Here is a 21,761-nt window from a genome sequence, read left to right as displayed (position 1 = left end):
AGTCTGCCCCACTCCGTCGTCGGGGCGAGGATTCACCGGGGACGGGGCGGGTAGTACCCGCCATGGCCCAGGACCGACGACCGCCGTTCCTGCGGCGCTTGACGACGCGCGAAGCGCTGGGTGACCTCGACGGGCCACGGATCGCCGCCGCGATGGACGAGCTGCGCCACCGGAGCAAGGCCACGCTGCACGACCGGCTGCACCGGGTCCGGACCGCGTTCGGCCTGGCGTTGCAGGCGGGGCTCGCGGCCGGCCTGGCGTACCTGGTCTCGCACCGGCTGCTGCACAACCCGCAACCGGTGTTCGCCCCGATCTCCGCGGTGGGCACGCTCGCCGCCTCGGTGGGGCAGCGGTTCCGGCGTACCGTCGAGCTGATCATCGGGGTGGCGGTCGGCGTCCTCGTCGGCGACGTGCTGATCTACTTCCTCGGCACCGGTGCCTGGCAGCTCGCGCTGGTGGTGACCTCGGCGATCCTGCTGACCATCTTCGCCGGGGCGAGCGTGGCCATCGTGATCCAGGCGGCGGCCACCGCGGTGCTGATCGTGACGCTCAGCCCGTCCACCCAGAACCTGGAGTTCCCGCGCTTCGTCGACGCCTTCATCGGCGGCAGCATCGCGCTGCTGGTGACCGCCGTCCTGCTGCCGCTCAACCCGCTCCGGGTGATCAACCGGGCCGCCCGGCCGGCGCTGGACCTGCTGGCCGAGCAGCTCGACGTGTGCGCCGAGGCGCTGCGCAACCGGGACCGGGGCGCGGCCCAGCGGGCGCTGTTCCGGCTCCGGGAGAACAAGGAGGAGCTGGCCGCGCTCAGCGAGGCCATCGAGGGCGCGAAGGAGACCATCACCATCTCGCCGGCCCGCTGGCACCGGCGCAGCGAGCTGACCCACTACGCGGAGGCGGCCGAGCCGATCGACCGGGCGATGCGCAACAGCGGCACGCTGATCCGCCGCGCGGTCACCATGATCGAGGACGAGGAGTCGATCCCCGAGCCGATGCCCGACTCCGTCGCCCACCTCGCCGAGTCGGTACGCCTGCTCCGGCACGAGTTCGCCGTCGGCGAGGAGCCGGAACAGGCCCGGGAGCGGGTGCTGCGGGCGGTCAGCGAGGCCAGCCGGGCGTACGCCGAGGGGGTGGGCTTCTCCGGCAGCGTGGTGATCGCCCAGGTGCGGACCACCGCCAGCGACCTGATGGTGGCGTCCGGCATCGACCAGGAGGAGGCGAACCGCCTGGTCCGGCAGGCGTTCCACGGAAAGGACCAGCCCGCCGACGCGTCCCCCACCGCCCCGCCGGTCGGCTGACCCCCACCCGGGGTCAGCGGGGGCGGGCCAGGGCGGCCAGCGCGGTCAGCAGGGTGTCGATCTCGTGGGCGGTGGTGCCCAGGCCGAGGCTCGCGCGCAGCGCGGTGGGTGGCAGGTCGGTGCGGGCCGAGCGGGCGGCGGCCTCGGTCAGCAGGCGGCGGGTCAGCGGGTGGGCGCAGAACAGGCCGTCCCGCACGCCGATCCGGTGCCGGGCCGCCAGGTGCGCGGCCACCTCGGCGGAGTCCCGCCCGGCGACCACGAAGCTGACGATGCCCACCCGGGGCGCGTCCGGGCCGAACGTGCGCAGCTCCACCACGTCCGGCAGCGCGGCCAGGCCGGACCGCAGCCGGGACAGCAGCGCCTGCTCCCGGGCGTGCAGCGCGGTCCGGTCCGCCGCCGTGAACGCCGCGCAGACCGCCGCCAGCGCCACCGCGCCGAGCAGGTTCGGCGTGCCGCCCTCGTGCCGGGCCGGGCCGGTCACCCACCGCACGTCGTGGGTGGCCGCGCCTACGTGACCCGTGGCCCCGCCGCCGGCCAGGTACGGCGCGGCGGCGTCCAGCCAGTCCGCGCGCCCGACCAGCACGCCGGCGCCGAACGGGGCGTACAGCTTGTGGCCGGAGAGCGCCACGTAGTCCACGTCCGACGCGGCCACGTCGACCGGGGCGTGCGGGGCGAGCTGCGCGGCGTCGACCAGGATGCGCGCGCCGTACCGGTGGGCCACCCGGGCCAGCTCGGTGACCGGCCAGCACTCGCCGGTGACGTTGCTGGCGCCGGTCACCGCGACCAGCACCGGCCGGCCGGGCCGGGCGTCACGGGCCAGCTCGGCAAGCGCCAGGCTCAGCGACCGGACCGCGCCGGCCGGGCTGTCCGGCACCGGCAGCCGGACCGAGCCGCGTGGCCAGGGAAGCAGGTTCGCGTGGTGCTCCCCGCCGAACGTGACCACAGTGGTGCCGGCCGGCAGCGCCCGGGCCAGCAGGTTCACCGCGTCCGTGGTGTTCCGGGTGAAGATCACGTGGTCGGTGGGACGCGCGCCGACGAAGTCCGCCACGGTCTGCCGGGACCGCTCGTAGGCGAGCGTGCAGCGCCGGGACAGCGCGCCCGCGCCGCGGTGCACGCTCGCGTACCAGGGCAGCAGCTCGGCCACCGCGTCGGCCGCGGCCCGCGCGCACGGCGCGCTGGCGGCGTGGTCCAGGTTGATCTCTCCCGGTACGCCGAGCACGCCGAGCGGGTCCGGCCGGACCGGAACGGGCAGCGTGGGGAGGGCGGGTACGAGGGTGACGGTCATGGCGGAGCCTCCGGGTCACAGGGGACCCCGGGGTGCCGGGACGGGGTCCGCGCTTGCCCAGCACGCGACGCGGCGCTGGGCCCGGTCATCACCCGGGGCACCCCACCGCGAACTCGACGAGGGTTGCCGGCCAGCAAGCCGGGGCTTGACGCTGGCGCTCGTGACCTGCCCGGTAGCATAGCCGTCACGATGCGGCCGGACCAGTGGGGCGAGTGTGGCTACGCTGACCGCATGGCCGTCACCCCGCCCGGCGGAGCACCGCCGCCGCCCGCGCCCGCCGTCCCGCCGCCCGGGGCGTCGACGCCGCGCATGCCGCTGCGCCGGCTCGGCTGGCGGCGCTTCCTGGCGCTGGCCGCGGTGGTGCTGCTGATCGCGGCCGGCGCGCTGTTCATGGTCTTCACGCTGGGCGAGAGCCTGGGCGCGGACGCACTGCTGGTCGGCGTGATCGCGGCGATCCTGCCGGTGCCGGTGCTGGTGTCCTGCTTCCTCTGGCTCGACCGTTACGAACCCGAGCCGCTGAAATACCTGATCTTCTGCTTCGCCTGGGGCGCGTTCGTCTCCACCGCCATCTCGCTGCTGGTCAACGAGACCGGCGCGCGACTGTTCGAGGACCGCGGGTTGCCCGCCGCGCTGACCGCCGTGCTCGTCGCGCCGTTCATCGAGGAGCTGACCAAGGCGGCCGGCCCGATCCTGCTGCTGATCTTCCGGCGCCGGGAGATCTCCGGGATCACCGACGGGCTGGTCTACTGCGGGCTGTCCGCGGTCGGCTTCGCCATGGTCGAGAACATTCTCTACCTGGGCGGATACGGCTACCGCACCGGCGTGGAGGAGTACGGCCCGGCCACCGGGGCGCAGCAGGTGATCGCGATCTTCATCGTGCGGATCCTGCTCTTCGGCTTCGCCCACCCGCTGTTCACCTCGATGACCGGCGTCGGGCTGGGCGTCGCCGCGCGGACCGCCGACCGGCGGGTGCGGATCCTCGCCCCGCTCGCCGGCCTGCTGCTGGCCATGATGCTGCACGGCACCTGGAACCTGCTGCCGTCCCTGGCCCAGGCCACCGGGCAGCAGGTGATCGTGCTCTACGGCTACCTCGGCGTCATGGTGCCCATCTTCTTCGGCATGGTGGGGCTGGCCGTCTGGCTGCGGGCCTGGGAGGGCCGGCTCACCGAGCGCACGCTGCCCGACTACGTCCGGGCCGGTTGGCTCACCCCGCCCGAGGTGGCGGCGCTGGGCAGCCTGGGCCGGCGGCACGCGGCCCGCACCTGGGCCCGGCGGGTGGCCGGCGACGGCGGCGTGAAGGCGATGCGCGGCTACCAGTTCGCCGCGACCCGGCTGGCGCTGCTGCGCGACGGGATGCGCCGAGGGCTGGACCGCAAGCCCGCCGAGCGGGACCGGACGGCACGGGAGGAACGGGAGCTGCTGGACGCGATCGCCGCGTACCGGTCGTTCTTCGTCGGTCGTGATCCGCAGGCGCCGGTCGGGGTCTGGGACGGGCAGCGCTACCACCTGCGGTTCCCGGACGGGTCCCGGCGGGCCGTCGAGGCGCCGGACGAGCCGGTGGTGCCGATCCCGGTGGTGCTGGCCCCGCCGCCGCCCCCGGGCTACGGCCCGCACGCCTGGCACCCGCACGGCTGAGCCGCACGGTCGGGGTCAGGCCATGAGGCCGGTGAGGAAGTCGCCGAGCCCCTGGGCGATGGCCATCAGCGCGGCCCCGATCCCCCGGAACAGCTGCGCCGCGCCGTCCGGCCGGAACGCCATGAAGTAGATCAGGAACGCGAGGAACCCCCAGGCGAGAATCCTCTTGATCACGATCGGCATGGTCCCTCCCCAGGGCGCACTGAGGTGCCTGGGCTTCCCGCCGGGCAGCGCCGCAAACGGCGCCGGGGGAGGGGCGGCGGACTAGAGGTAGAGCCCGGTGGAGCCGGTCGCGCTGTCCTCCACCCGTTCCGCCGCCACCGCGTGCACGTCGCGCTCGCGCAGCAGCACGTACGCCCGGCCGTGCAGCTCGACCTCGGAGCGGTCGTCCGGGTCGAAGAGCACCCGGTCCCCGGACACGATCGAGCGCACGTGCGGCCCCACGCCGACCGCCGTGGCCCAGGCGAGCCGCTTGCCGACCGCCGCGGTCGCCGGGATCACGATGCCGGCGGTGGAGCGGCGTTCCCCCTCACTACCCTCGGTACGCACCAGCACGCGATCGTGCAGCAGGCGGATGGGCAGCCCGGCGTCGAGACTCTGGTCGGCGGTCACACGCCAGACGCTACCGCGTGCCGAGCGGCGGCTTCCGTCGTGGTTGCCGGGAGCGGCGGCGGGGCAATGTGTGGCGGGAGCGCCCTAGGGTGGGGCGGTCGGACGTATCCTGTCCCCCCCTGTGACATGGGTGGGTCAACTGTGCGGGAGGTGCGCTTGAGCCGCTTCGAGCGGATGCGCGGACGGCTCCGCCGCGCGTACGAGACAGGCCGTGAGTCGGCCCGGTCCCGCCGGTACGAGGACGACCCGACGCCGGCGGACGCGGGCGTGGCGTCGCCGACCTCGCCGGGTCCGGTGGCGTCGCCGTCGGCGGCCGTGGTGGGTGCCCCGCCGCCGGCCGCGATGCACTCCTCGACGGTCAGCCGGGACGACACCGAGGTGCCGCACGCGCTGCGCATCGCCGCCGCCTGGTGCTGGCGGCTGATCGTGATCGGCATCGTCACCTGGGCACTCCTCAAGATCGTCGGCACGATCAGCATCGTGATCATCCCGTTGACCGTCGCGCTGCTGCTCTCGGCGCTGCTCGCCCCGGCGGTCGGCTGGTTGCTGAAGGCCCGGTTCCCCCGTTCGCTGGCGACCGGCGTGGTGCTGGTCGGCGGCCTGGCGGCGGTGATTGGCACGCTCACGCTCGTGGTCAACGAGTTCATCCAGGGTGTGCCGGAGCTGAGCGAGAAGTCCTCGCAGGGCGTCCGGCAGATCCAGGACTGGCTCAAGACCGGGCCGCTGCACCTGTCCGACAGCCAGCTCGACCGCTACATCAACGAGGCGCAGGCCTGGATCAACGGCAACACCGAACGGTTCACCAGCGGCGCGCTCAGCACCGCCGCGACGCTCGCCGAGGTGCTCACCGGCACCGTCCTGGTGCTCTTCGCGACGTTCTTCTTCCTGCGCGACGGCAACAACATCTGGCGGTTCCTGGTCCGGCTGCTGCCGGTGGCCGCGCGCTGGAAGGTCGACGACGCCGGGCGCGCGTCCTGGGCGACGCTCGGCGCGTACGTGCGGGCCACCGTGCTTGTCGCGTTCATCGACGCCGTGGGCATCGGCATCTTCCTGGTCATCTTCGACATCCCGTTCGCGTTCCCGCTGGCCGCGCTGGTCTTCCTGGGCGCGTTCATCCCGATCGTCGGCGCGTTCCTGTCCGGCGTGGTGGCCGTGCTGGTCGCGCTGGTCGACAGCGGCCCGGTGACCGCCCTGATCATCCTGGGCGTGGTGGTCGGCGTGCAGCAGATCGAGGGCCACGTGCTCCAGCCGCTGATCATGGGCCGCGCGGTGGCCATCCACCCGCTCGCCGTGATCATCGGCATCGCCGCCGGGGTGGTGCTGGCCGGCATCGCCGGCGCGCTGGTCTCGGTGCCGCTGATCGCCGTGCTCAACACCGCGGTCCGCCGGCTCGCCGCGCGTACCGTGCCGGACACCCCGCCGGACGCCGTGGTGGTCGCCTCCCAGGCGCCCTGACCCGGCCCGATCCGCCGACGCCCGCGTCACCCCGCCCGGGGAGGCGCGGGCGTCAGCTCTTGGCCAGCCGTTCCAGCGCGCCCCGGGCCACCTCGGGCCGGGTCGTGTACCAGAACGGGGGCAGCGAGCGGCGCAGGAACGGGCCGTAGCCGCGTGCCGTCTCCAGCCGGGAGTCGAGCACCGCCACCACACCCCGGTCGCCGGTGGCCCGGATCAGCCGACCCACGCCCTGCGCCAGCCGGACCGCCGCGATCGGCACGCTGACCGCCGCGAACCCGGAGCCGCCGCCCGCGTCCACCGCCGCCGCCCGGGCCGCGGCGAGCGGCTCGTCGGGCCGGGGGAACGGCAGCCTGTCGATCACCACGAGCTGGCAGGCGTCGCCCGGCACATCCACCCCCTGCCAGAGCGACATCACCCCGAACAGGCAGCTCTCCCGCTCCTGCCGGAAGCGGCGGACCAGCAGCGGCAACGCCTCCTCGCCCTGGAGCAGCACGGGCAGGTCGGTCCGCGCGCGCAGCAGCTCCGCCGCCTGCTGCGCGGCCCGCCGGGAGGAGAAGAGCCCGAGGGTACGCCCACCGAGCGCGCCGACCAGCGCCAGCAGTTCCTCGCCGGCCGCCGTGGGCAGCCCGGAGACGCTGGGGCGGGGCAGGTGCGCGGCCACGTAGAGGATGCCCTGCCGGGCGTAGTCGAACGGCGAGCCGACGTCGAGCGACCGCCAGCCCGGACCCTCGGTGGCCGGCACGGTGCCGATCGCCGCCCGGCTGCCCTCGGTGCTCGCCACCGGCGCCGGGTCGGTGCCGCGGCCGGCGGCGGCAGCGGTGGCCGCCGCGGCGGCGGCCGGCGAGGGCGGGGCGGGTGGCGGCGCGTCCAGCCCGAGCGCCCGGGCCACCGTGTCGAAGCGCCCGCCCAGCGCCAGCGTGGCCGAGGTGGCGACCACGGTGCGTTCGTCGTAGAGGTGGGTGGCGAGCGTGCCGGCCACCGACAGCGGCGCCACCACAAGTGCCCGGCGGCTGCCGTTCTCCGGCTTCTCCACCCAGGCCACGTCGTGGTCGCCCTCCTCCAGCAACCGCTGGGCGGTGGTGGACAGCTCGTCCAGCACCGCCTTGGCCTGCTGTTTGCGGACCGGGTCGGGGTCGTCGGCCTTCACGTCGCCGATCGCCTCCAGCGCGGCCCGGGTCGCCGAGTCGAGCAACGTGCACGCCTCGCGCAGCGCGGGCGGCAGGCCGGCGGTGAGCCGACCGGCGGGCGCCTCGGCCAGCCCCACGGCCAGCGCGTCGCCGGCCTCGGTGAGCCGGTCGGCGTGGTCGGGGCGCAGCAGCGGCCGGGCGCGGCGGGTGGACCTGTCGATCAGCTCCGGCACCAGCTCGGCCTGGGCCGCCGAGGAGACCCGGTCGGCCAGCTCGTGCGCCTCGTCCACCACGAGCAGGCGGTGCGGGGGCACGATGTGCCGTCCGGCGAGCATGTCCACGGCGAGCAGGCTGTGGTTGGTCACCACCAGGTCGGCCTCCCGGGCGCGGGCCCGCGACGCCTCCGCGAAGCACTCCTGCCCGAACGGGCAGCGGCTCGCGCCGACACACTCCCGGGCCGGCATCGAGACGCTGCGCCAGACCTGGTCGTCGACGCCCGGATCCAGCTCGTCGCGGTCGCCGGTGGCGGTCTCCTCCGCCCAGTCGCGCAGCCGCTGCACCTGCTTGCCCAGCCGGCCCGCCTCGCCGAGCCACTTCGTGCCGCCGGGCCGGGGCGCGTCGAACAGCGCGTCCTCCGGCTCGTCCTCGACGGAGCTGTCCAACCGGGCCAGGCAGAGATAGTGGTGCCGGCCCTTCAGCACGGCGAACGTGGGTCGACGGCCGAGCACCGGCTCGACCGCGTCGGCCAGCCGGGGCAGGTCGTGGTCGACGAGCTGGGACTGCAACGCCAGCGTGGCGGTGGAGACCACCACCGGGCCGTCCACGGTCAGCGCCGGCGTCAGGTAGGCCAGGGACTTGCCGGTGCCGGTGCCGGCCTGCACCAGCAGGTGCTCGCCGGAGGCGATGCTGCGCTCGATCGCCTCGGCCATGAGCTGCTGGCCGGGCCGGGTCGCGCCGCCCGGGACCGCGCCGACCGCGGCGGCCAGCAGCTCCGTGCCGCTCGCGCGGCCACTCCGGCGCTTCTTCGGGACGGGGGTGGCGGTGCGGGACGGGCTCACCGTGCGACCGTACCCGCCGGCACCGACGCCGGTCCGGCCGCTCCGGCGGCGTGGCGCGGTGCCGGGTCGCGTCCGGTTACCTGCCGATCGCGTGGCGTGGCCGGAATCGGTTAGGGTGCCAGGCATGCCGAGCGATGTGGTCCGCGTGATCTACCGCAAGTACGACGGCAGCGCCCACCGCGACTACCCGGCCCGTCGGCTCGCCGAGGACGACCTCGGCATCTGGCTCGGCGTACCGGCCGGCACCGAGTCGGTCTACCACGGCCGGCCGTCGGTCGAGCAGATTCCGTTCGTCCTGCTGGTGCCCCGGAACGCCTGGTGGACGGGCATGTTCAACCCACCGCCGCGCACCAGCGAGGTCTACTGCGACATCGCCACTCCGGCCCGGTGGGAGGGCGACGAGACGGTCCACCTGGTCGACCTCGACCTGGACGTGGTGCGCCGCCGCGAGACCGGCCTGGTCGAGCTGCGCGACGAGGACGAGTTCGCCGAGCACCGGGCCCGGTGGAACTACCCGGACGACCTGGTCGCCGAGGCGGAGGCGGCGTCCCGCTGGCTGCTCGGCGCGCTCGGCGACGGCACCGAGCCGTTCGCCACCTCGTACCGGAAGTGGTTGGCCCTGGTGGTCTGAACAAAAAGCACGTAGCGGACCTCTCGGACGCTCCGTACCCATGATCGGTCCCGGCGGGTGAGGATCGGGGAATGACTGGGGTGGTGGGGCCCGAGGACGGGCCGATGCGGGAACTGCTGCGGGTGGGGCCGGGGTCGATGGACCTGACGGCCGTGGACCCCCGCTCGACGCCGGGGCTGCCGAAGGCGGCCGGTCGTGGTTCGGCGCGCAAGGAATGGGCCCGTGGCCAGGTCGAACTGGTCGGTGCGGAGCTGGCCCGGCAGCAGGAGATGCTGTACGCCGCCGCCCAGGTCGCCGCCGGCCCGGGCAGTGCCACCAGCGCGCCCGTCCAGGCCGGGGCGCACCTGGGTGCGGGTCGGCCGCGCCGGGTGCTGCTGGTGCTCCAGGCGATGGACTGCGGCGGCAAGGACGGCGCGGTGAAGCGGGTGGCCGGCGCGATGAACCCGCTCGGGTTGCACATCCGCTCGTTCGGCCCGCCCACCGAGGAGGAGTTGCGGCACGACTTCCTGTGGCGGGTCCGGCGGGCGCTGCCACCCCCGGGCTACGTGGGCGTGTTCAACCGCTCGCACTACGAGGACGTGCTGATCGCGCGGGTGGAAGGGCTGGTCGACGAGGCCACCTGGCGGTCCCGCTACGAGATCATCAACGACTTCGAGCGGGAGCTGACCGAGCAGGCGGTCACCGTGGTCAAGGTCATGCTGCACATCTCCTACGCCGAGCAGGGTGAGCGGCTGATGGAGCGGCTGACCGACCCGACGAAGCACTGGAAGTACAACCCGAGCGACCTGGACACCCGGGCCCGGTGGGACGACTACCAGGCCGCGTACGCCGAGGCGCTGGAGCGCTGCGGCACGGACGCCGCGCCCTGGTTCGTGGTGCCGGCGGACCGCAAGTGGTACCGCGACTGGGCGCTGGCCCACCTGCTGCGCGAGACGTTCGACGGCTTGGATCTCGGGTATCCGGCTGCCGATTTCGACGTGGAACGGGAGCGTGACCGGTTGCGTGACCAGGGCTTCGAGCACTCAGGTGAACAGCAGGTGAACGAGCGGTGAATCGGGTCTGACCAGGGGTGGGCCGGTCGATGCCCGGTTCCACCGGGTCCCTAGCATGCCCAGAGCAGGCGCCTTGCCAGGCGACGGCCACCCTTCCACCGACACGACGAGGTCCGTGCTGTGAAGTTTTCCTTCCGTCCCACCGAGGGCGCCTTCTACGAGCTCTTCACCAGGGCCGCGCAGAACCTGGTGAAGGGGACCGACCTGCTCAACGAGCTGGGCCTGCCCGGCGCCGACGTGCAGTCGATCAGCGAGCGGCTGACCGAGGTCGAGCACGACAGCGACCAGATCACGCACGACCTCTACAAGAAGATCAACTCCACCTTCATCACGCCGTTCGACCGGGAGGACATCTACCGGCTGGGCTCGCTGCTCGACGACGTGATGGACCACCTGGAGGCGGTCGGCAACCTGCTCTACCTGTACGGCCTGACCAAGCTGCCGTCGCTCCCGCGCGAGCTGCACGAGTTGGTCAACGTGCTCGACCAGCAGGCCAAGCTCACCGCCGAGGCGATGCCCCGGCTGAAGTCGATGAAGGATCTCGAGGACTACTGGATCGAGTGCAACCGGCTGGAGAACGACGGCGACCAGGCGTACCGGATGTTGCTGGTCCGGCTCTTCTCCGGCGAGTACGACGCGCTCACGGTGCTGAAGATGAAGGAGGTCGCCGACGAGCTGGAGGCCGCCTGCGACGCCTTCGAGCACGTCGCCAACACCGTCGAGACCATCGCGGTCAAGGAGTCCTGATCCTGTGAGCCCCGAACTCATCGCCGTACTGGCGGTGATCGCGGTCGCCATGGCGTTCGACTACACGAACGGCTTCCATGACGCGGCCAACGCGATCGCCACCAGCATCTCGACCCGGGCGTTGACACCCCGGATCGCCCTCGGCCTGGCCGCCGTCGGCAACTTCGTCGGCGCGCACTTCGGCGCCGGGGTCGCCAAGACGGTCGGCGACGGCCTGGTCACGCTCCCGACCGGGGTGGAGAGCCTCGGCGTGGTCTTCGCCGGCGTGCTCGGCGCGATCGCCTGGAACCTGATCACCTGGTACTTCGGCCTGCCCTCCTCCTCGTCGCACGCGCTCTTCGGCGGCCTGGTCGGCGCGACCCTGTTCGCCGCCGACGGCATCGTCCAGTGGGGCAACATCGTGGAGAAGGTGCTCCTCCCGATGGTGCTCTCCCCGGTGGTCGGCCTGGTCCTCGGCTTCCTGGTGATGCTGGCGATCATGTGGCTGTTCCGGAAGGGGCAGCCGGGCAAGCTCAACCGCGGCTTCCGCTGGGCGCAGACCGCGTCCGCCGCCGCCATGTCGGTCGGCCACGGCATGCAGGACGCCGCCAAGACCATGGGCATCATCGTGCTGGCGCTCTACACCGGCGGCTTCCAGGAAAGCAAGACGCACATCCCGGGCTGGGTGTTCTGGACCTCCGCGACGATGCTGGCGCTCGGCACGTACGCGGGCGGCTGGCGGATCATCCGGACCCTGGGCCGGAAGATCATCGACCTGGGCCCGGCGGAGGGCTTCGCGGCCGAGACCGTGGCCAGCGCGGTGCTCTACTTCAACGCGCTGGTGCTCAAGGCCCCGATCTCCACCACCCACACGATCACCTCGGCGATCATGGGTGTCGGCGCGACCAAGCGGCTCTCCGCGGTCCGCTGGAACGTCGCCGGCAACATCGTGATCGCGTGGATCATCACGTTCCCGGCGGCGGCGGCCATCGCCTGCCTCGCGTACCTGCTGGTCCGCCCGCTGTTCTAGCGAAGGAGGGGCCCCCTCTTAACGCCTCCGGTAGAGCAGGGGCCCCTTCTTAACGCCTGGAGTTAAGAAGGGGCCCCTCCTTCATGCGTAGGAGACGCCGATCCGGGCCTTGATGTCGTCGATCAAAGTCATGATCTCCAGCGTGGTGGCGTGCGGCACCAGCGGGCTCTCGGTCAGCCCGGCCGCCAGGCAGCGCCCCACCTCGATCGCCTCGTACTGGTAGCCGCCACCGGTCAGGTCCGCCGGGATCGTCTCCGGCTCGGCGCCGAGCCGGTGCAGCACCGCCGACCCGGGCCGGAAGAACGGCTCCGGCAGATCGATCCGGCCGGTGGTGCCGGTGATCGACGCGGTGATCGCGGTGGCGCCGACCATGCCGCAGCTCAGCGTGGCCACCGCGCCGGAGTCCCAGCCCAGGACCATGCCGGTGTTCTCGTCCACCGCCTCCGGGCCCAGCCGGGCCCACGCCTGCACGTGCTGTGGCATACCGAGCACCAGATGGGCCAGGCTCAGCGGGTAGACGCCGAGGTCCAGCAGCGCGCCGCCGCCGAGCGTACGGGCCCGCATCCGGTGCTCCGGCGGGAACGGCCCGGCCACCCCGAAGTCGGCCCGGACGTGGGTGACCTCGCCGATCGCGCCGTCGGAGATCAGCTCCAGCACGCGCAGGACCAGCGGATTCGTCCGCATCCACATGGCCTCCATGAAGAAGAGCCCGCGCTCGCGCGCCGTCTCCACCAACTCGACGGTGGTGGGCAGGTCCAGCGTGCAGGGCTTCTCCACCAGCACCGCCTTGCCGCCGGCCAGGCAGGCGAGCGCCGCCTCGTGGTGCGCGGCGTGCGGCGTGGCCACGTAGATCGCGTCCAGGTCCGGGTCCGCGGCCAGTTCGGCCCAGGAGGCGTACGCCCGCGGCACGTCGAACCGCCGCGCGAACGTCTCGGCGCTCTCCCGGGTACGCGACCCGACCGCCACCAGTTCGGCGTCCGGCACCAGGCGCAGGTCGGTGGCGAAGCAGGCGGCGATGTGTCCGGTGGCCAGGATTCCCCAACGCGTCATGCCCGGAACGCTATCCCGTCCGGCTTGTTCACCGGCAGCATGATCCACCCGTCGGGACGTCAGGCCCGGCCGGCGACCTCCGCGACGAACACCCGCCACGACGCCGCCGGAAAGACCAGCGCCGGCCCGGTCGGGTCCTTCGAATCGCGTACGCCGACCACGCCGCCAAGGTTGTCGGCCACCTCGACACAGGCCCCGCCGTTGCCGCTGCTGCGACTGCTCTTGCGCCACTCCATGTCGCTCAGGTCCATGTCTCCGCCACTTCCCTCAGAAGTTCGACCGACTGCCAGTGTGCGAGAGCCTCACCGCGAACGGCTTCCCACGCCGTCAGTATCGCGGCCACCTCGTCCGGCGCGCTAACCACTTGTCCCTGCAACTGGTTGTCGAGGTAGCCGGCGGTCCGATGGTCGGAGCAGGTGGCGATGACGAACGGACCGTTCAGTCCCGCGTACGCGCCGACGGATGCGGGAACCACGTGAATCCTGATGTGGGGTTCAGCGCAGGCCTCGATCACGGTCAGGATCTGCTCGCGCATGACTTCTCGGCCGCCGACGGGCCGCCGGAGCACGGCTTCGTCCACAACGGCCGTGAACAGCGGTGGGTCGTCGCGGCGGAGAACGTTCTGGCGGGCAAGCCGAGCGGCCACGTGGCGCTCGACGTCAGCCCGGGGAATCAGGCCCGCGCCGCTGAGCACGGCACGGGCGTACGCCTCCGTCTGGAGGAGACCGGGCAGGACCAGCGACTCGAACCAGCGGAGCGCCACGGCCTCCCGTTCGATCTCCTGCCAAGGTCTGAACCATGCTGGCTCGCGACGTCTGGAAGTGTCCGGCCAAATGTCAGATGTGGATCGACCGAGCGCTTCGGCCGCAGCAGTGCGATGGCTCGGATGCGGAATCCGATCCTCGGTCAGCCAACGGCCGACCGTCTTCGGATCAACTCCGACCTGAGAGGCAAGTGATTCAACGGTTTGACTCGTCTGATGCAGGGCGGCACGCAAAGCATCGTTCATGGCCCCTCCATCGCATGTCTTAGATGTCTCATTACCATATCCCTACGCGGTGTAAATGTCTCACCACTCAAAGCACAGTTGCTCAGAGGTGGCGCGGCTGGTGGAGGCGGAGCCCGGCGGTCGCGTCGCGCGGGGCCGTCGCGGTGAGCGAGCACTCGGGCGGCGGCCCCTCCCTGATCGTCCGACTAGGGGAGCGCCATGCCCGACGAGAAGCCCATGCCAGGACCGACTAGTGCCGTACCCCGCCGCAGCCCGGAGCGGTCGAAGAACACCGCGCCGGAGTCGCGATGGTCTCCGCGTACCTCTGCTGTTCCGCTCTCGGCACACATGGCGGACGGCCCGGCCTGGATCTGCGCGCGCTGCGGCCACGACTGGCCGTGCCCGACGCTGCGCGCCGCCCCGACGGACGCCGTCCGCCGCGCGACGCTGATTCCTGAGTTCAGCCGGCTGACCCGGCGGGCCATTCGCGACCTTCGTGGCCGGGCGGACGGCCCGACCCCGCCCGAGATCGTCAAGCGCTTCCTGTGGTTCCTGCCATTGAACGACGACGAGGCGCGGGCCATCGCGCTGAGGCTGCGATGAGCCACGTCGCCCGGCGTCCCGCCTGGCATTGCGACACCTGCGGCCAGTCGTGGCCCTGCGACGCCGCCCGTCGCACGCTGCTGGCCGAGTACGGCGACGACCGGCTGACACTCGCGGTCTACCTGGCGGCACTTCAGGCGGAGGCCGCCGGGCAGCTCATCGGCGAGGATCCGGTGACCCTCCGGGCCCGGTTCCTCGGCTGGACGCGGCGGGGCGGGTCGCCGAGGACCTCGCCGTCTCCGCCGAGCTGAATCCGGCCGCCATCGTCACGGGTGAGGCGGTATCGGAGTGCCTTCACGCAGGTGGGACAACGTCTTCCGCGTCTCCTGCCGCAGGAGGGGGGTGAGGCGAGGCTCTCCCAGGAATGCCTCGTACAAGATCCTGCCCCGGTTGGGATCCGCGTCGGCGACGCAGCGGATCGCCGCACTGCGCACCACGAGATCCTCATCGGCGAGGGCCTGCTCGACCGCCGCTCGGCTCGCCGGGCCGGTGTGCTTGGCCAGTGCCCTGACGGCGTTGACGCGGTGCAGGAAGTCCTTGTGCCGAGCCTGCTCGCAGAGGATGTGCGTAGCGCGGGGATCGTTGATGTCGCCGAGGATCACGATCTCCGTGGTGCCGACGCGGCTCGGCATCTGGGCGAGGAACTCCTCGGGCGCGATCGAGGCGGCGATGTGCAGGGCGGCCGACCAGCCGTCGGCCAGCTCCCGGCCGGTGGCGCTCGTGACCAGGTTCGCCGTGGCCCTACCGTAGTAGAGGTCGAAGACACGTCTCGCTCCGGTCAGCCCGGCGGCGGTCAGGGCTTCGTCGGCCCCGGGCTCCCAGTCGAGAACCTTGGCGATCACGGCATCGAGGCCATCGGTCATCGGCCCATGGTGTCATTGGTCGGGCCGGGCGGGCGCCTGCGTCCGAACATGATCCGGGAGGCAGGGCCTAGGCTCGGCGCATGACGATCGACGGCTTCGCCGTACCCCCCGCCCTGGTGGAGCACGCCCGCCGGTTCCACGCCGAGGGCGGCGAGCCCGCGGTGCCCCGGGTCGCCGCCACCGTGCTGCTGCTGCGCCCGGCCGGCGACGACTTCGAGGTCTACCTGATCCGGCGGGTGGCGGCGATGACGTTCGGCGGGATGTACGCGTTTCCCGGTGGCGGGGTGGACCGGTCCGACTCGGAGGCGCACCTCGGCTGGGCCGGGCCGACACCGGCGGCCTGGGGTGAGCGGTTCCGGCTCGACCCGGCGGATGCCCAGGCGGTGGTCTGCGCCGCCGCCCGCGAGGTCTTCGAGGAGGCGGGCGTGCTGCTGGCCGGTCCGGACGAGACGACCGTGGTCGGTGACGTCAGCGGCGACGACTGGGAGGCCGCCCGGCAGGACCTGGTGGGTCGGCGTACCGGCTTCGCCGACCTGCTGGCCGGACGCGGGCTCACGCTCCGGTCGGACCTGCTGCTGCCGTGGACCCGGTGGATCACGCCGGAGTTCGAGCCGCGCCGCTTCGACACGTACTTCTTCGTCGCCCTGCTGCCCGAGGGGCAGCGGACCCGGGACGTCTCCGGCGAGGCCGACCACACGCTGTGGCTCCGCCCGGCGGACGCGCTGGCCCGGGCGGAGGCGGGCGAGCTGACCATGCTGCCGCCGACCATGGTCACGCTCGGCGAGATAGCCGCCGCCGGCGACCTCGCCGGCGTGGCGCGGGCCGCCGCGGAACGCGAACCGGGTACGCCGATCGTGCCGCACATCGAGGATCTGGACGGCGCCGAGCCGCGCTTCGTGTTGCGCTGAGCGTGGTTGTTAAGCGGGGCCCCTTCCTATGCGGAATGCGTTAACAGGGGGCCCCGCCTTACACCTCAGCCGAAGCGGCCGGTGATGTAGTCCTCGGTCTTCTTCTGGGTGGGGTTGCTGAAGATCTTCTGGGTGTTGTCGTACTCGATCAGGCGGCCCGGGTCGCCGGTCTTCTCGATCGAGAAGAACGCGGTGCGGTCCGACACCCGCGCGGCCTGCTGCATGTTGTGCGTGACGATGATGATGGTGAACTTGTCCTTGAGCTGGAACATCAGGTCCTCGATGGCCAGCGTGGAGATCGGGTCCAGCGCCGAGCACGGCTCGTCCATCAGCACCACCTGCGGCTCGACCGCGATGGTCCGGGCGATGCAGAGCCGCTGCTGCTGGCCGCCGGAGAGGCCGGCGCCGGGCTTGCCCAGCCGGTCCTTCACCTCGTCCCAGAGGTTGGCCGAGCGGAGCGCCTTCTCGGCCGCCTCCTCCAGGATCGATTTGCGGCGCACGCCGTTGAGCTTCAGCCCGGCCACCACGTTCTCGAAGATGCTCATGGTGGGGAACGGGTTCGGCCGCTGGAAGACCATGCCGATCATCCGGCGGACCGCGGTGACGTCCACGTCACGGTCGTAGACGTCCTGCCCGTCGATGGTCAGGTTGCCCTCGACCCGGGCGCCGGGCAGCACCTCGTGCATCCGGTTGATCGACCGCAGGAACGTCGACTTACCGCAGCCGGACGGGCCGATCAGGGCGGTCACGGTCTTCGGCTCGACGGTGAGGTTGATGTTCTCGATCGCCTTGAACCCGCCGTAGTAGGCGGTGACGTTCGAGGCTTCGACGCGCTTGGCCATGGTGGCGGTACCTCCGGGGTTCATCGGCCGAGCCGGTTTCGACGGGCGAGCAGCTTCGCCGCGACGGTCAGGACGAGCACCAGCGCGACCAGGGTCAACGCCGCGGTCCACGCCCGCGCCGGCGAGTACTTCGACGCCTCGCCGGCCTGCTGGTAGACGAAGAGGGCCAGCGACGACTGGTTGTTCTCGAACGGGTTGAAGTTGATCGCCGCGCCGCCGCCGGCGACGAGCAGCACCGGCGCGGTCTCGCCGGCGGCCCGCGCGATGGCGAGCATGATGCCGGTGACGATGCCGGGCAGCGCGGTCGGCAGCACGACCCGCAGGATGGTCTTCCACTTCGGCACGCCGAGCGCGTACGCGCCCTCGCGCAGCGGCGCCGGCACCAGCCGGAGCATCTCCTCCGTGGAGCGGACCACGGTGGGCAGCATGAGCACGCTCAACGCCAGCGCGGCGGCGAAGCCGGAGAAGCCCGGCCGGCCGTCGTTGAACCATGGCGAGACGATCAGCACCCAGAACGCCAGCACGAACAGGCCGGTGACGATCGACGGGATGCCGGTCATCACGTCCACGAAGAAGCGGATGGTGAACGCGAACCGGCCGCGGCCGTACTCGACGATGTAGATCGCACAGAGCACGCCGAGCGGCACGGTGATCAGCGCGGCGATGCCGACCTGCTCCAGCGTGCCGATGATCGCGTGGTAGGCGCCGCCGTTGGCGTCCCGCGCCCCGATGTTGTTCATCGAGGTGCCGAAGAAGTTCGCGTCCAACCGCTCGGAGCCCTTGCTCACCAGCGTCCAGACCACCGACGCCAGCGGCAGCACGGCCAGCACGAACGCGGAGTGGATCAGCGCGCTCCAGGTCCGGTCGCGGGCCGACCGGCGGCCCTCCACCGCGTTCGCCGCGACGAAGAGACCGACCAGGTAGAGCAGCGCGCCGACCACCACGACCAGGACCGGGCCGCCGATGCCGGCGCCGTAGACGAGGCCCGCCGACAGCAGCAGCGCCGCGACGGCGATGGCGGGCGCGGCGTACGCGGGAAGCCGCCTCGCCCGCAGCGTGGCCGGCTGGGCCGGCGGGCGCGGGCGGTGGGTGGGGAGTGTGGTGGTCATCAGGCAGCCGACTCCGTGAACTCGCGGCGACGGTAGATGATCGCCCGCGCGGTGATGTTGACGATCAGCGTGATCGCGAACAGCACCAGGCCGGAGGCGATCAGCGCGCCGCGGCCGGTGTCGTTCGCCTCGCCGAAGCGGTTGGCGATGTTCGCGGCGATCGAGTTGCCGCCGGCTTCGAGGATGTTGAACGAGATGGCGTACGTCGAGCCGAGCGTCAGCGCGAGCGCGATGGTCTCGCCGAGCGCCCGGCCCAGGCCCAGCATCACCGCGGCGATGACACCCGGCCGGCCGTACGGCAGGACCGCGGTGCGGATCATCTCCCAGCGGGTGGCGCCGAGCGCGAGCGCGGCCTCCTCGTTGGCGGTCGGGGTCTGCCGGAACACCTCGCGGGAGAGCGAGGTGACGATCGGCAGCACCATGATCGCCAGCACCACGGAGCCGAGCAGGATCGAGCTGCCGTACGGGCCCTCGCCGAAGATCGGGATCCAGCCGAAGTACTTGTTCAGCCAGACGGAGAGGTCGGCGACCGGGCCGGCGAAGTAGTCCCGGCCCCAGAGGCCGAACACCACGCTCGGCACGGCGGCCAAGAGGTCGATCAGGAAGCCCAGGCTGTTGCCGAGCCGGCGTGGGGCGTAGTGCGACAGGTAGAGGGCGATGCCCAGCGCGACGGGCACGGCCACGAGCAGCGCCAGCAGCGAGCTGAGGACGGTGCCGAAGGCGAGCGCGCCGATGCCGAACTTCGGCGGGTTGTCGTTCGGGAACCAGCCCTCGAAGGTCCAGAACGACTCGGTGTTGGCCCGCAGCGCCGGTACGGCCTTGGCGATCAGGAAGATCGCGATGGCCGCGATGACGATCAGTACGGTGCTGCCGGCGGCCAGGGTCAGGCCACGGAAGGCCCGTTCCGCGCCGAAGGCGCGGGCGCGGGGCAGGCCGCCGCCCCCGCCGAGGCCGCCGTCGGGACGGCCAGGGTTGCCGGAGCGCTCGGCCACACGCGCCGAGGCACCGGCGGGCCGCTCGTGGCTCGTGGCCACGGGGTTCCCGCCGGTGCCGGCGTGCGCCGAGCGCTGAGGGGTGTCACCCATCTGCTCGCTCGTTTCGCGTTGAGGTGGTGTCGATCAGGGCGTCAGGAGAGGCTCTTGACCGCGGCCTCGACCTTGGTGCGGACCTCGTCGGGGAGCGGGGCGTAGCCCAGCTCGACCAGCTCCTGCTGGCCCTCCGCGCTGGCCGCGTGGCCGAGCAGGCCCTTGACCAGCGGAAGCTTGTCGGCGGCGAGGCCCTTGCTGCAGACGATCTCGTAGGTCGCCAGGACGATCGGGTACGCCCCGGCCTCCTTGGTGTTGTAGTCGATCGACATCTTGAGGTCGTTGCCCTGGCCCTCGAACTTGGCCCCGGCGATGGTCTTGCCGGCCGACTCGGCGGTCAGCTCGGTGAACTCACCGGCGCCGTTCTTGACCTTGGCCATCTTCAGGCCGGAGTTCTCGGCGTACGACCACTCGACGTAGCTGATGGTGCCGTCGGTGCTCTTGACCTTGCTGGCCACACCGTCGGACTTGGCCGCGCCGACGCCGCCCGGGGCCTTCCACGCCTTCGAGTTCTCGAAGGTCCAGTCGGACGCGGCGGTCTTGGCGAGGTACTTGGTGAAGTTGTCGGTGGTGCCCGACTCGTCGGAGCGGTGCACGGCCTGGATCGCGGCCGACGGCAGCTTGGCGTCCGGGTTGTCGGCCTTGATCGCCGGGTCGTCCCACTTGGTGACCTTGCCGGCGAAGATCTTGGCCAGGGTGGCCGGGCTGAACTGGAGGTTGTCCGCGCCGCTGACGTTGTAGACGACCGCGACCGGGCCGATCACCATCGGCAGGTTGAGGGCCTGGCCGCCGGCGCACTTGGCGTCGGCCTGCGGCTGCTCCTCCGGCTTGAGCGCGGAGTCGGAGCCGGCGAAGTCGGCGGTGCCGGCGATGAACGCCTGGATGCCGGCGCCGGAGCCGCTCGGCTCGTAGTTGATCGTGGTGCCCGCGCACTTCTGCTGGTATGCCTTGATCCACTCGGCCATGGCGTTCTTCTGCGCGGAGGAGCCCTGCGCGTTCAGCGTGCCCTTGCCGCAGTCGACGGCGGCGGCGGAGCCGGAGGCGGACGCGCCGGCCGGCTCGTTGTTGTCCGAGCCGCAGGCGCTGAGACCGAGAACCGCGGTAAGAGCGAGACAGGCGATGGCGCCGTGCCGCTGGAGCTTCACTTGAGGGGTTTCCCTTCACGTCTTTGGTCAGGTCGCCCGGGGTTGCCGGGGGCCGGCGCTGACCGGCTTGACGTGAAAGTTAGGAGGACCAGGTGGACGGTTCGCCGGTCGGAAGTGAACGCGGGATGAACACGTCCGGCCGGCGAGGTGGCCGTATGCTGAGGTGGGCCTGTCCATTTCGTGAACTCGCGACCCGCTATCGCTTTTAGCGTGATTTATCCGGGCGGCCGTTACCGTGCCGAGCCCCTGGCGTGATGCTCCCGTGACCGCCGCTCGGCGCCCTGTCGGTGCTCAACCGCGCTGGTAGTTGACGTGCGCGGACCAGCGGGCGAAACCGGTCCGCTCGTAGAGCGAGACGGCGCCGGTGTTGCTCTCGTCGACGTAGAGCATTACCCGGTCCAGCCCGCGCCGCTCGCGCAGGTGGGCCAGGCCGGCGGCGGTGAGTGCCCGGCCGAGCCCGCCCCGGTGCACGGACGGGTCGACGCCGAGCACGTAGACCTCGCCGATCCGGGCCGAGCCGGGCCGCTCGTGCACCTTGGTCCAGTGGAAGCCGAGCAGCCGGCCGGTGGCGGCGTCCACCGCGAGCAGGAAGCCGGCCGGGTCGAACCACGGCTCGGCGAGGCGTACGCGCAGGTCGTCGAGCGTCCACCGGCCCTGCTCGGGATGCTGGGCGAACGCCGCGTTGTTGACCGCCAGCCAGTTCTCGTCGTCCTCCCCGGGGCGGAACGCGCGCAGCTCCACCCCCTCCGGCAGGGCCGGCGCGGGCACCGCCTCGGTCAGCGGGCGGCGGAGCTGCCAGAGCACCCGGGCCCGGGTGAAGCCGAGGTCGACCGCGAGCGCGGCGGCGGACGGGTGGTCACCGTGCGCCCAGGCGCGCAGCGGCCCGGTGGCGGCGGTCAGCACGCCGTGGGCCAGCGCCCGGCCGGTGCCCCGCCGCCGGTGTGCCGGGTGCACCACCAGCTCCACGCCGACGCCCTCGGTCGGGTCGGTGGTGTCCAGGTGCGCGTACCCGGTCAGGGTGCCGTCGGCGGCACGGGCGGTGAGGTGCACGGCCGGCGCCGCCGGGTCGCGCAGCCGCAGCAGCACGTGCTCGTCGAGCGGATCGGCGCCGTCGGTGTCGCCGGCGGTGCGGGCCAGCGCCAGCACGTCGGTGATCTCGGCCGTGGTCAGCCGGTCGGTGGAGGCGACAGGGCCGGGCGGGGTCGCTGTCTCGGATTCGGGACCGCTGGCGGGCTCGGTGCTGCTCACCCCGTCACGGTAGC

The 21,761-nt window shown here is 72.4% G+C and carries 23 protein-coding genes and 1 riboswitch; of the genes, 10 read left to right on the top strand and 13 right to left on the bottom strand.

Features of this window, described 5'->3' with window-relative positions; genetic code table 11:
• Nucleotides 1–62 precede the first annotated feature (62 nt).
• Complete coding sequence (locus ACZ6O5_RS05810; RefSeq protein ID WP_465974674.1) at nucleotides 63–1,295, top strand: FUSC family protein; 1,233 nt, start codon at nucleotides 63–65, stop codon at nucleotides 1,293–1,295.
• Nucleotides 1,296–1,308: 13 nt separating this feature from the next.
• On the opposite strand, the gene ACZ6O5_RS05805 is transcribed toward ACZ6O5_RS05810, so the two are convergent.
• Nucleotides 1,309–2,580, bottom strand: a complete 1,272-nt coding sequence (locus tag ACZ6O5_RS05805; protein ID WP_465974672.1) for an aminotransferase class V-fold PLP-dependent enzyme — start codon at nucleotides 2,578–2,580, stop codon at nucleotides 1,309–1,311.
• Between the two features lie 44 nt (nucleotides 2,581–2,624).
• Nucleotides 2,625–2,746, bottom strand: a riboswitch (SAM riboswitch).
• A gap of 23 nt (nucleotides 2,747–2,769) precedes the next feature.
• Here ACZ6O5_RS05805 and ACZ6O5_RS05800 point away from each other — a divergent pair.
• Entirely contained in the window at nucleotides 2,770–4,215 is a 1,446-nt protein-coding gene (locus tag ACZ6O5_RS05800) for a PrsW family intramembrane metalloprotease (RefSeq protein WP_465974670.1), read from the top strand.
• 15 nt (nucleotides 4,216–4,230) lie between these two features.
• On the opposite strand, the gene ACZ6O5_RS05795 is transcribed toward ACZ6O5_RS05800, so the two are convergent.
• A complete protein-coding gene (locus ACZ6O5_RS05795; RefSeq protein WP_199199902.1) occupies nucleotides 4,231–4,398 on the bottom strand; it encodes a hypothetical protein in 168 nt (55 codons plus the stop codon).
• An 81-nt stretch (nucleotides 4,399–4,479) separates the two neighbouring features.
• The gene (locus ACZ6O5_RS05790) at nucleotides 4,480–4,827 is read right to left on the bottom strand and encodes a GroES family chaperonin (protein WP_465974668.1); all 348 of its coding nucleotides are present in this window, start codon (nucleotides 4,825–4,827) and stop codon (nucleotides 4,480–4,482) included.
• A 126-nt stretch (nucleotides 4,828–4,953) separates the two neighbouring features.
• Between ACZ6O5_RS05790 and ACZ6O5_RS05785 the strand changes: the two genes are divergently transcribed.
• Nucleotides 4,954–6,282 carry an AI-2E family transporter gene (locus ACZ6O5_RS05785; RefSeq protein ID WP_465974666.1) on the top strand — a complete coding sequence of 443 codons (1,329 nt, stop codon included), beginning with the start codon at nucleotides 4,954–4,956 and terminating at the stop codon, nucleotides 6,280–6,282.
• A 52-nt stretch (nucleotides 6,283–6,334) separates the two neighbouring features.
• Here ACZ6O5_RS05785 and ACZ6O5_RS05780 read toward each other — a convergent pair whose 3' ends face one another.
• Entirely contained in the window at nucleotides 6,335–8,467 is a 2,133-nt protein-coding gene (locus ACZ6O5_RS05780) for an ATP-dependent DNA helicase (protein WP_465974664.1), read from the bottom strand.
• A 124-nt stretch (nucleotides 8,468–8,591) separates the two neighbouring features.
• On the opposite strand from ACZ6O5_RS05780, the gene ACZ6O5_RS05775 reads away from it, so the two are divergent.
• From ACZ6O5_RS05775 to ACZ6O5_RS05760, 4 genes are all read left to right on the top strand, one after another.
• Complete coding sequence (locus tag ACZ6O5_RS05775; protein ID WP_107160545.1) at nucleotides 8,592–9,098, top strand: DUF402 domain-containing protein; 507 nt, start codon at nucleotides 8,592–8,594, stop codon at nucleotides 9,096–9,098.
• 71 nt (nucleotides 9,099–9,169) lie between these two features.
• Nucleotides 9,170–10,150 (top strand): PPK2 family polyphosphate kinase, encoded by a 981-nt coding sequence (locus ACZ6O5_RS05770; RefSeq protein WP_465974662.1) that lies wholly within the window; start codon nucleotides 9,170–9,172, stop codon nucleotides 10,148–10,150.
• Between the two features lie 120 nt (nucleotides 10,151–10,270).
• Entirely contained in the window at nucleotides 10,271–10,897 is a 627-nt protein-coding gene (locus ACZ6O5_RS05765; RefSeq protein WP_089157475.1) for a DUF47 domain-containing protein, read from the top strand.
• 4 nt (nucleotides 10,898–10,901) lie between these two features.
• Nucleotides 10,902–11,906, top strand: coding sequence for an inorganic phosphate transporter (locus ACZ6O5_RS05760; protein ID WP_281938419.1), 1,005 nt, complete (start codon nucleotides 10,902–10,904; stop codon nucleotides 11,904–11,906).
• A gap of 81 nt (nucleotides 11,907–11,987) precedes the next feature.
• Here the strand turns inward: ACZ6O5_RS05760 and ACZ6O5_RS05755 are convergent, their stop codons facing one another.
• Genes ACZ6O5_RS05755 through ACZ6O5_RS05745 form a run of 3 tightly spaced genes read right to left on the bottom strand, consistent with a single transcriptional unit; the run spans nucleotide 11,988 to nucleotide 13,965 of the window.
• Nucleotides 11,988–12,956, bottom strand: coding sequence for a Gfo/Idh/MocA family protein (locus tag ACZ6O5_RS05755; RefSeq protein WP_465974659.1), 969 nt, complete (start codon nucleotides 12,954–12,956; stop codon nucleotides 11,988–11,990).
• Between the two features lie 59 nt (nucleotides 12,957–13,015).
• Complete coding sequence (locus ACZ6O5_RS05750) at nucleotides 13,016–13,207, bottom strand: DUF397 domain-containing protein (RefSeq protein ID WP_465974657.1); 192 nt, start codon at nucleotides 13,205–13,207, stop codon at nucleotides 13,016–13,018.
• Nucleotides 13,198–13,965 (bottom strand): Scr1 family TA system antitoxin-like transcriptional regulator, encoded by a 768-nt coding sequence (locus ACZ6O5_RS05745; RefSeq protein WP_465974656.1) that lies wholly within the window; start codon nucleotides 13,963–13,965, stop codon nucleotides 13,198–13,200. Before ACZ6O5_RS05745 ends, ACZ6O5_RS05750 begins: the two co-directional genes overlap by 10 nt.
• A gap of 198 nt (nucleotides 13,966–14,163) precedes the next feature.
• Here ACZ6O5_RS05745 and ACZ6O5_RS05740 point away from each other — a divergent pair, with 198 nt between their 5' ends.
• Nucleotides 14,164–14,547, top strand: a complete 384-nt coding sequence (locus tag ACZ6O5_RS05740) for a hypothetical protein (protein ID WP_465974654.1) — start codon at nucleotides 14,164–14,166, stop codon at nucleotides 14,545–14,547.
• Nucleotides 14,544–14,798 (top strand): flavin reductase, encoded by a 255-nt coding sequence (locus tag ACZ6O5_RS05735; protein WP_465974652.1) that lies wholly within the window; start codon nucleotides 14,544–14,546, stop codon nucleotides 14,796–14,798. Before ACZ6O5_RS05740 ends, ACZ6O5_RS05735 begins: the two co-directional genes overlap by 4 nt.
• A gap of 15 nt (nucleotides 14,799–14,813) precedes the next feature.
• Here ACZ6O5_RS05735 and ACZ6O5_RS05730 read toward each other — a convergent pair whose 3' ends face one another.
• The gene (locus ACZ6O5_RS05730; RefSeq protein ID WP_465974650.1) at nucleotides 14,814–15,410 is read right to left on the bottom strand and encodes a HEAT repeat domain-containing protein; all 597 of its coding nucleotides are present in this window, start codon (nucleotides 15,408–15,410) and stop codon (nucleotides 14,814–14,816) included.
• A gap of 80 nt (nucleotides 15,411–15,490) precedes the next feature.
• Here ACZ6O5_RS05730 and ACZ6O5_RS05725 point away from each other — a divergent pair, with 80 nt between their 5' ends.
• Nucleotides 15,491–16,318 carry an NUDIX hydrolase gene (locus ACZ6O5_RS05725; RefSeq protein WP_465974648.1) on the top strand — a complete coding sequence of 276 codons (828 nt, stop codon included), beginning with the start codon at nucleotides 15,491–15,493 and terminating at the stop codon, nucleotides 16,316–16,318.
• 65 nt (nucleotides 16,319–16,383) lie between these two features.
• Here the strand turns inward: ACZ6O5_RS05725 and pstB are convergent, their stop codons facing one another.
• From pstB to mshD, 5 genes are all read right to left on the bottom strand, one after another.
• Nucleotides 16,384–17,160: a phosphate ABC transporter ATP-binding protein PstB gene (pstB, locus tag ACZ6O5_RS05720; RefSeq protein WP_465974646.1), complete on the bottom strand. Its 777-nt coding sequence runs from the start codon at nucleotides 17,158–17,160 to the stop codon at nucleotides 16,384–16,386.
• A 20-nt stretch (nucleotides 17,161–17,180) separates the two neighbouring features.
• Complete coding sequence (gene pstA, locus ACZ6O5_RS05715) at nucleotides 17,181–18,269, bottom strand: phosphate ABC transporter permease PstA (protein ID WP_107160520.1); 1,089 nt, start codon at nucleotides 18,267–18,269, stop codon at nucleotides 17,181–17,183.
• Complete coding sequence (gene pstC / locus ACZ6O5_RS05710) at nucleotides 18,269–19,354, bottom strand: phosphate ABC transporter permease subunit PstC (RefSeq protein WP_465974643.1); 1,086 nt, start codon at nucleotides 19,352–19,354, stop codon at nucleotides 18,269–18,271. The genes pstA and pstC overlap by 1 nt, the downstream gene beginning before the upstream one ends.
• Before the next feature lie 41 nt (nucleotides 19,355–19,395).
• The gene (gene pstS / locus ACZ6O5_RS05705) at nucleotides 19,396–20,499 is read right to left on the bottom strand and encodes a phosphate ABC transporter substrate-binding protein PstS (protein WP_281938408.1); all 1,104 of its coding nucleotides are present in this window, start codon (nucleotides 20,497–20,499) and stop codon (nucleotides 19,396–19,398) included.
• 291 nt (nucleotides 20,500–20,790) lie between these two features.
• Entirely contained in the window at nucleotides 20,791–21,747 is a 957-nt protein-coding gene (mshD, locus tag ACZ6O5_RS05700) for a mycothiol synthase (RefSeq protein WP_465974641.1), read from the bottom strand.
• Nucleotides 21,748–21,761: the final 14 nt, after the last annotated feature.

It is taken from the genome of Micromonospora sp. NPDC049201 (genome assembly GCF_055586805.1).
Note: the sequence above shows the minus strand (reverse complement) of the source record. Positions and strands in the feature narration are given on the sequence as shown.

What these genes read in the sequence shown, in the direction of transcription:
- ACZ6O5_RS05810 (WP_465974674.1), top strand. Translation starts at nt 63, where the DNA reads ATGGCCCAGGACCGACGACCGCCGTTCCTGCGGCGCTTGACGACGCGC.
- ACZ6O5_RS05805 (WP_465974672.1), bottom strand. Translation starts at nt 2,580, where the DNA reads ATGACCGTCACCCTCGTACCCGCCCTCCCCACGCTGCCCGTTCCGGTC.
- ACZ6O5_RS05800 (WP_465974670.1), top strand. Translation starts at nt 2,770, where the DNA reads ATGCGGCCGGACCAGTGGGGCGAGTGTGGCTACGCTGACCGCATGGCC.
- ACZ6O5_RS05795 (WP_199199902.1), bottom strand. Translation starts at nt 4,398, where the DNA reads ATGCCGATCGTGATCAAGAGGATTCTCGCCTGGGGGTTCCTCGCGTTC.
- ACZ6O5_RS05785 (WP_465974666.1), top strand. Translation starts at nt 4,954, where the DNA reads ATGGGTGGGTCAACTGTGCGGGAGGTGCGCTTGAGCCGCTTCGAGCGG.
- ACZ6O5_RS05775 (WP_107160545.1), top strand. Translation starts at nt 8,592, where the DNA reads ATGCCGAGCGATGTGGTCCGCGTGATCTACCGCAAGTACGACGGCAGC.
- ACZ6O5_RS05770 (WP_465974662.1), top strand. Translation starts at nt 9,170, where the DNA reads ATGACTGGGGTGGTGGGGCCCGAGGACGGGCCGATGCGGGAACTGCTG.
- ACZ6O5_RS05755 (WP_465974659.1), bottom strand. Translation starts at nt 12,956, where the DNA reads ATGACGCGTTGGGGAATCCTGGCCACCGGACACATCGCCGCCTGCTTC.
- ACZ6O5_RS05750 (WP_465974657.1), bottom strand. Translation starts at nt 13,207, where the DNA reads ATGGACCTGAGCGACATGGAGTGGCGCAAGAGCAGTCGCAGCAGCGGC.
- ACZ6O5_RS05745 (WP_465974656.1), bottom strand. Translation starts at nt 13,965, where the DNA reads ATGAACGATGCTTTGCGTGCCGCCCTGCATCAGACGAGTCAAACCGTT.
- ACZ6O5_RS05740 (WP_465974654.1), top strand. Translation starts at nt 14,164, where the DNA reads ATGCCCGACGAGAAGCCCATGCCAGGACCGACTAGTGCCGTACCCCGC.
- ACZ6O5_RS05735 (WP_465974652.1), top strand. Translation starts at nt 14,544, where the DNA reads ATGAGCCACGTCGCCCGGCGTCCCGCCTGGCATTGCGACACCTGCGGC.
- ACZ6O5_RS05730 (WP_465974650.1), bottom strand. Translation starts at nt 15,410, where the DNA reads ATGACCGATGGCCTCGATGCCGTGATCGCCAAGGTTCTCGACTGGGAG.
- ACZ6O5_RS05725 (WP_465974648.1), top strand. Translation starts at nt 15,491, where the DNA reads ATGACGATCGACGGCTTCGCCGTACCCCCCGCCCTGGTGGAGCACGCC.
- pstB (WP_465974646.1), bottom strand. Translation starts at nt 17,160, where the DNA reads ATGGCCAAGCGCGTCGAAGCCTCGAACGTCACCGCCTACTACGGCGGG.
- pstA (WP_107160520.1), bottom strand. Translation starts at nt 18,269, where the DNA reads ATGACCACCACACTCCCCACCCACCGCCCGCGCCCGCCGGCCCAGCCG.
- pstC (WP_465974643.1), bottom strand. Translation starts at nt 19,354, where the DNA reads ATGGGTGACACCCCTCAGCGCTCGGCGCACGCCGGCACCGGCGGGAAC.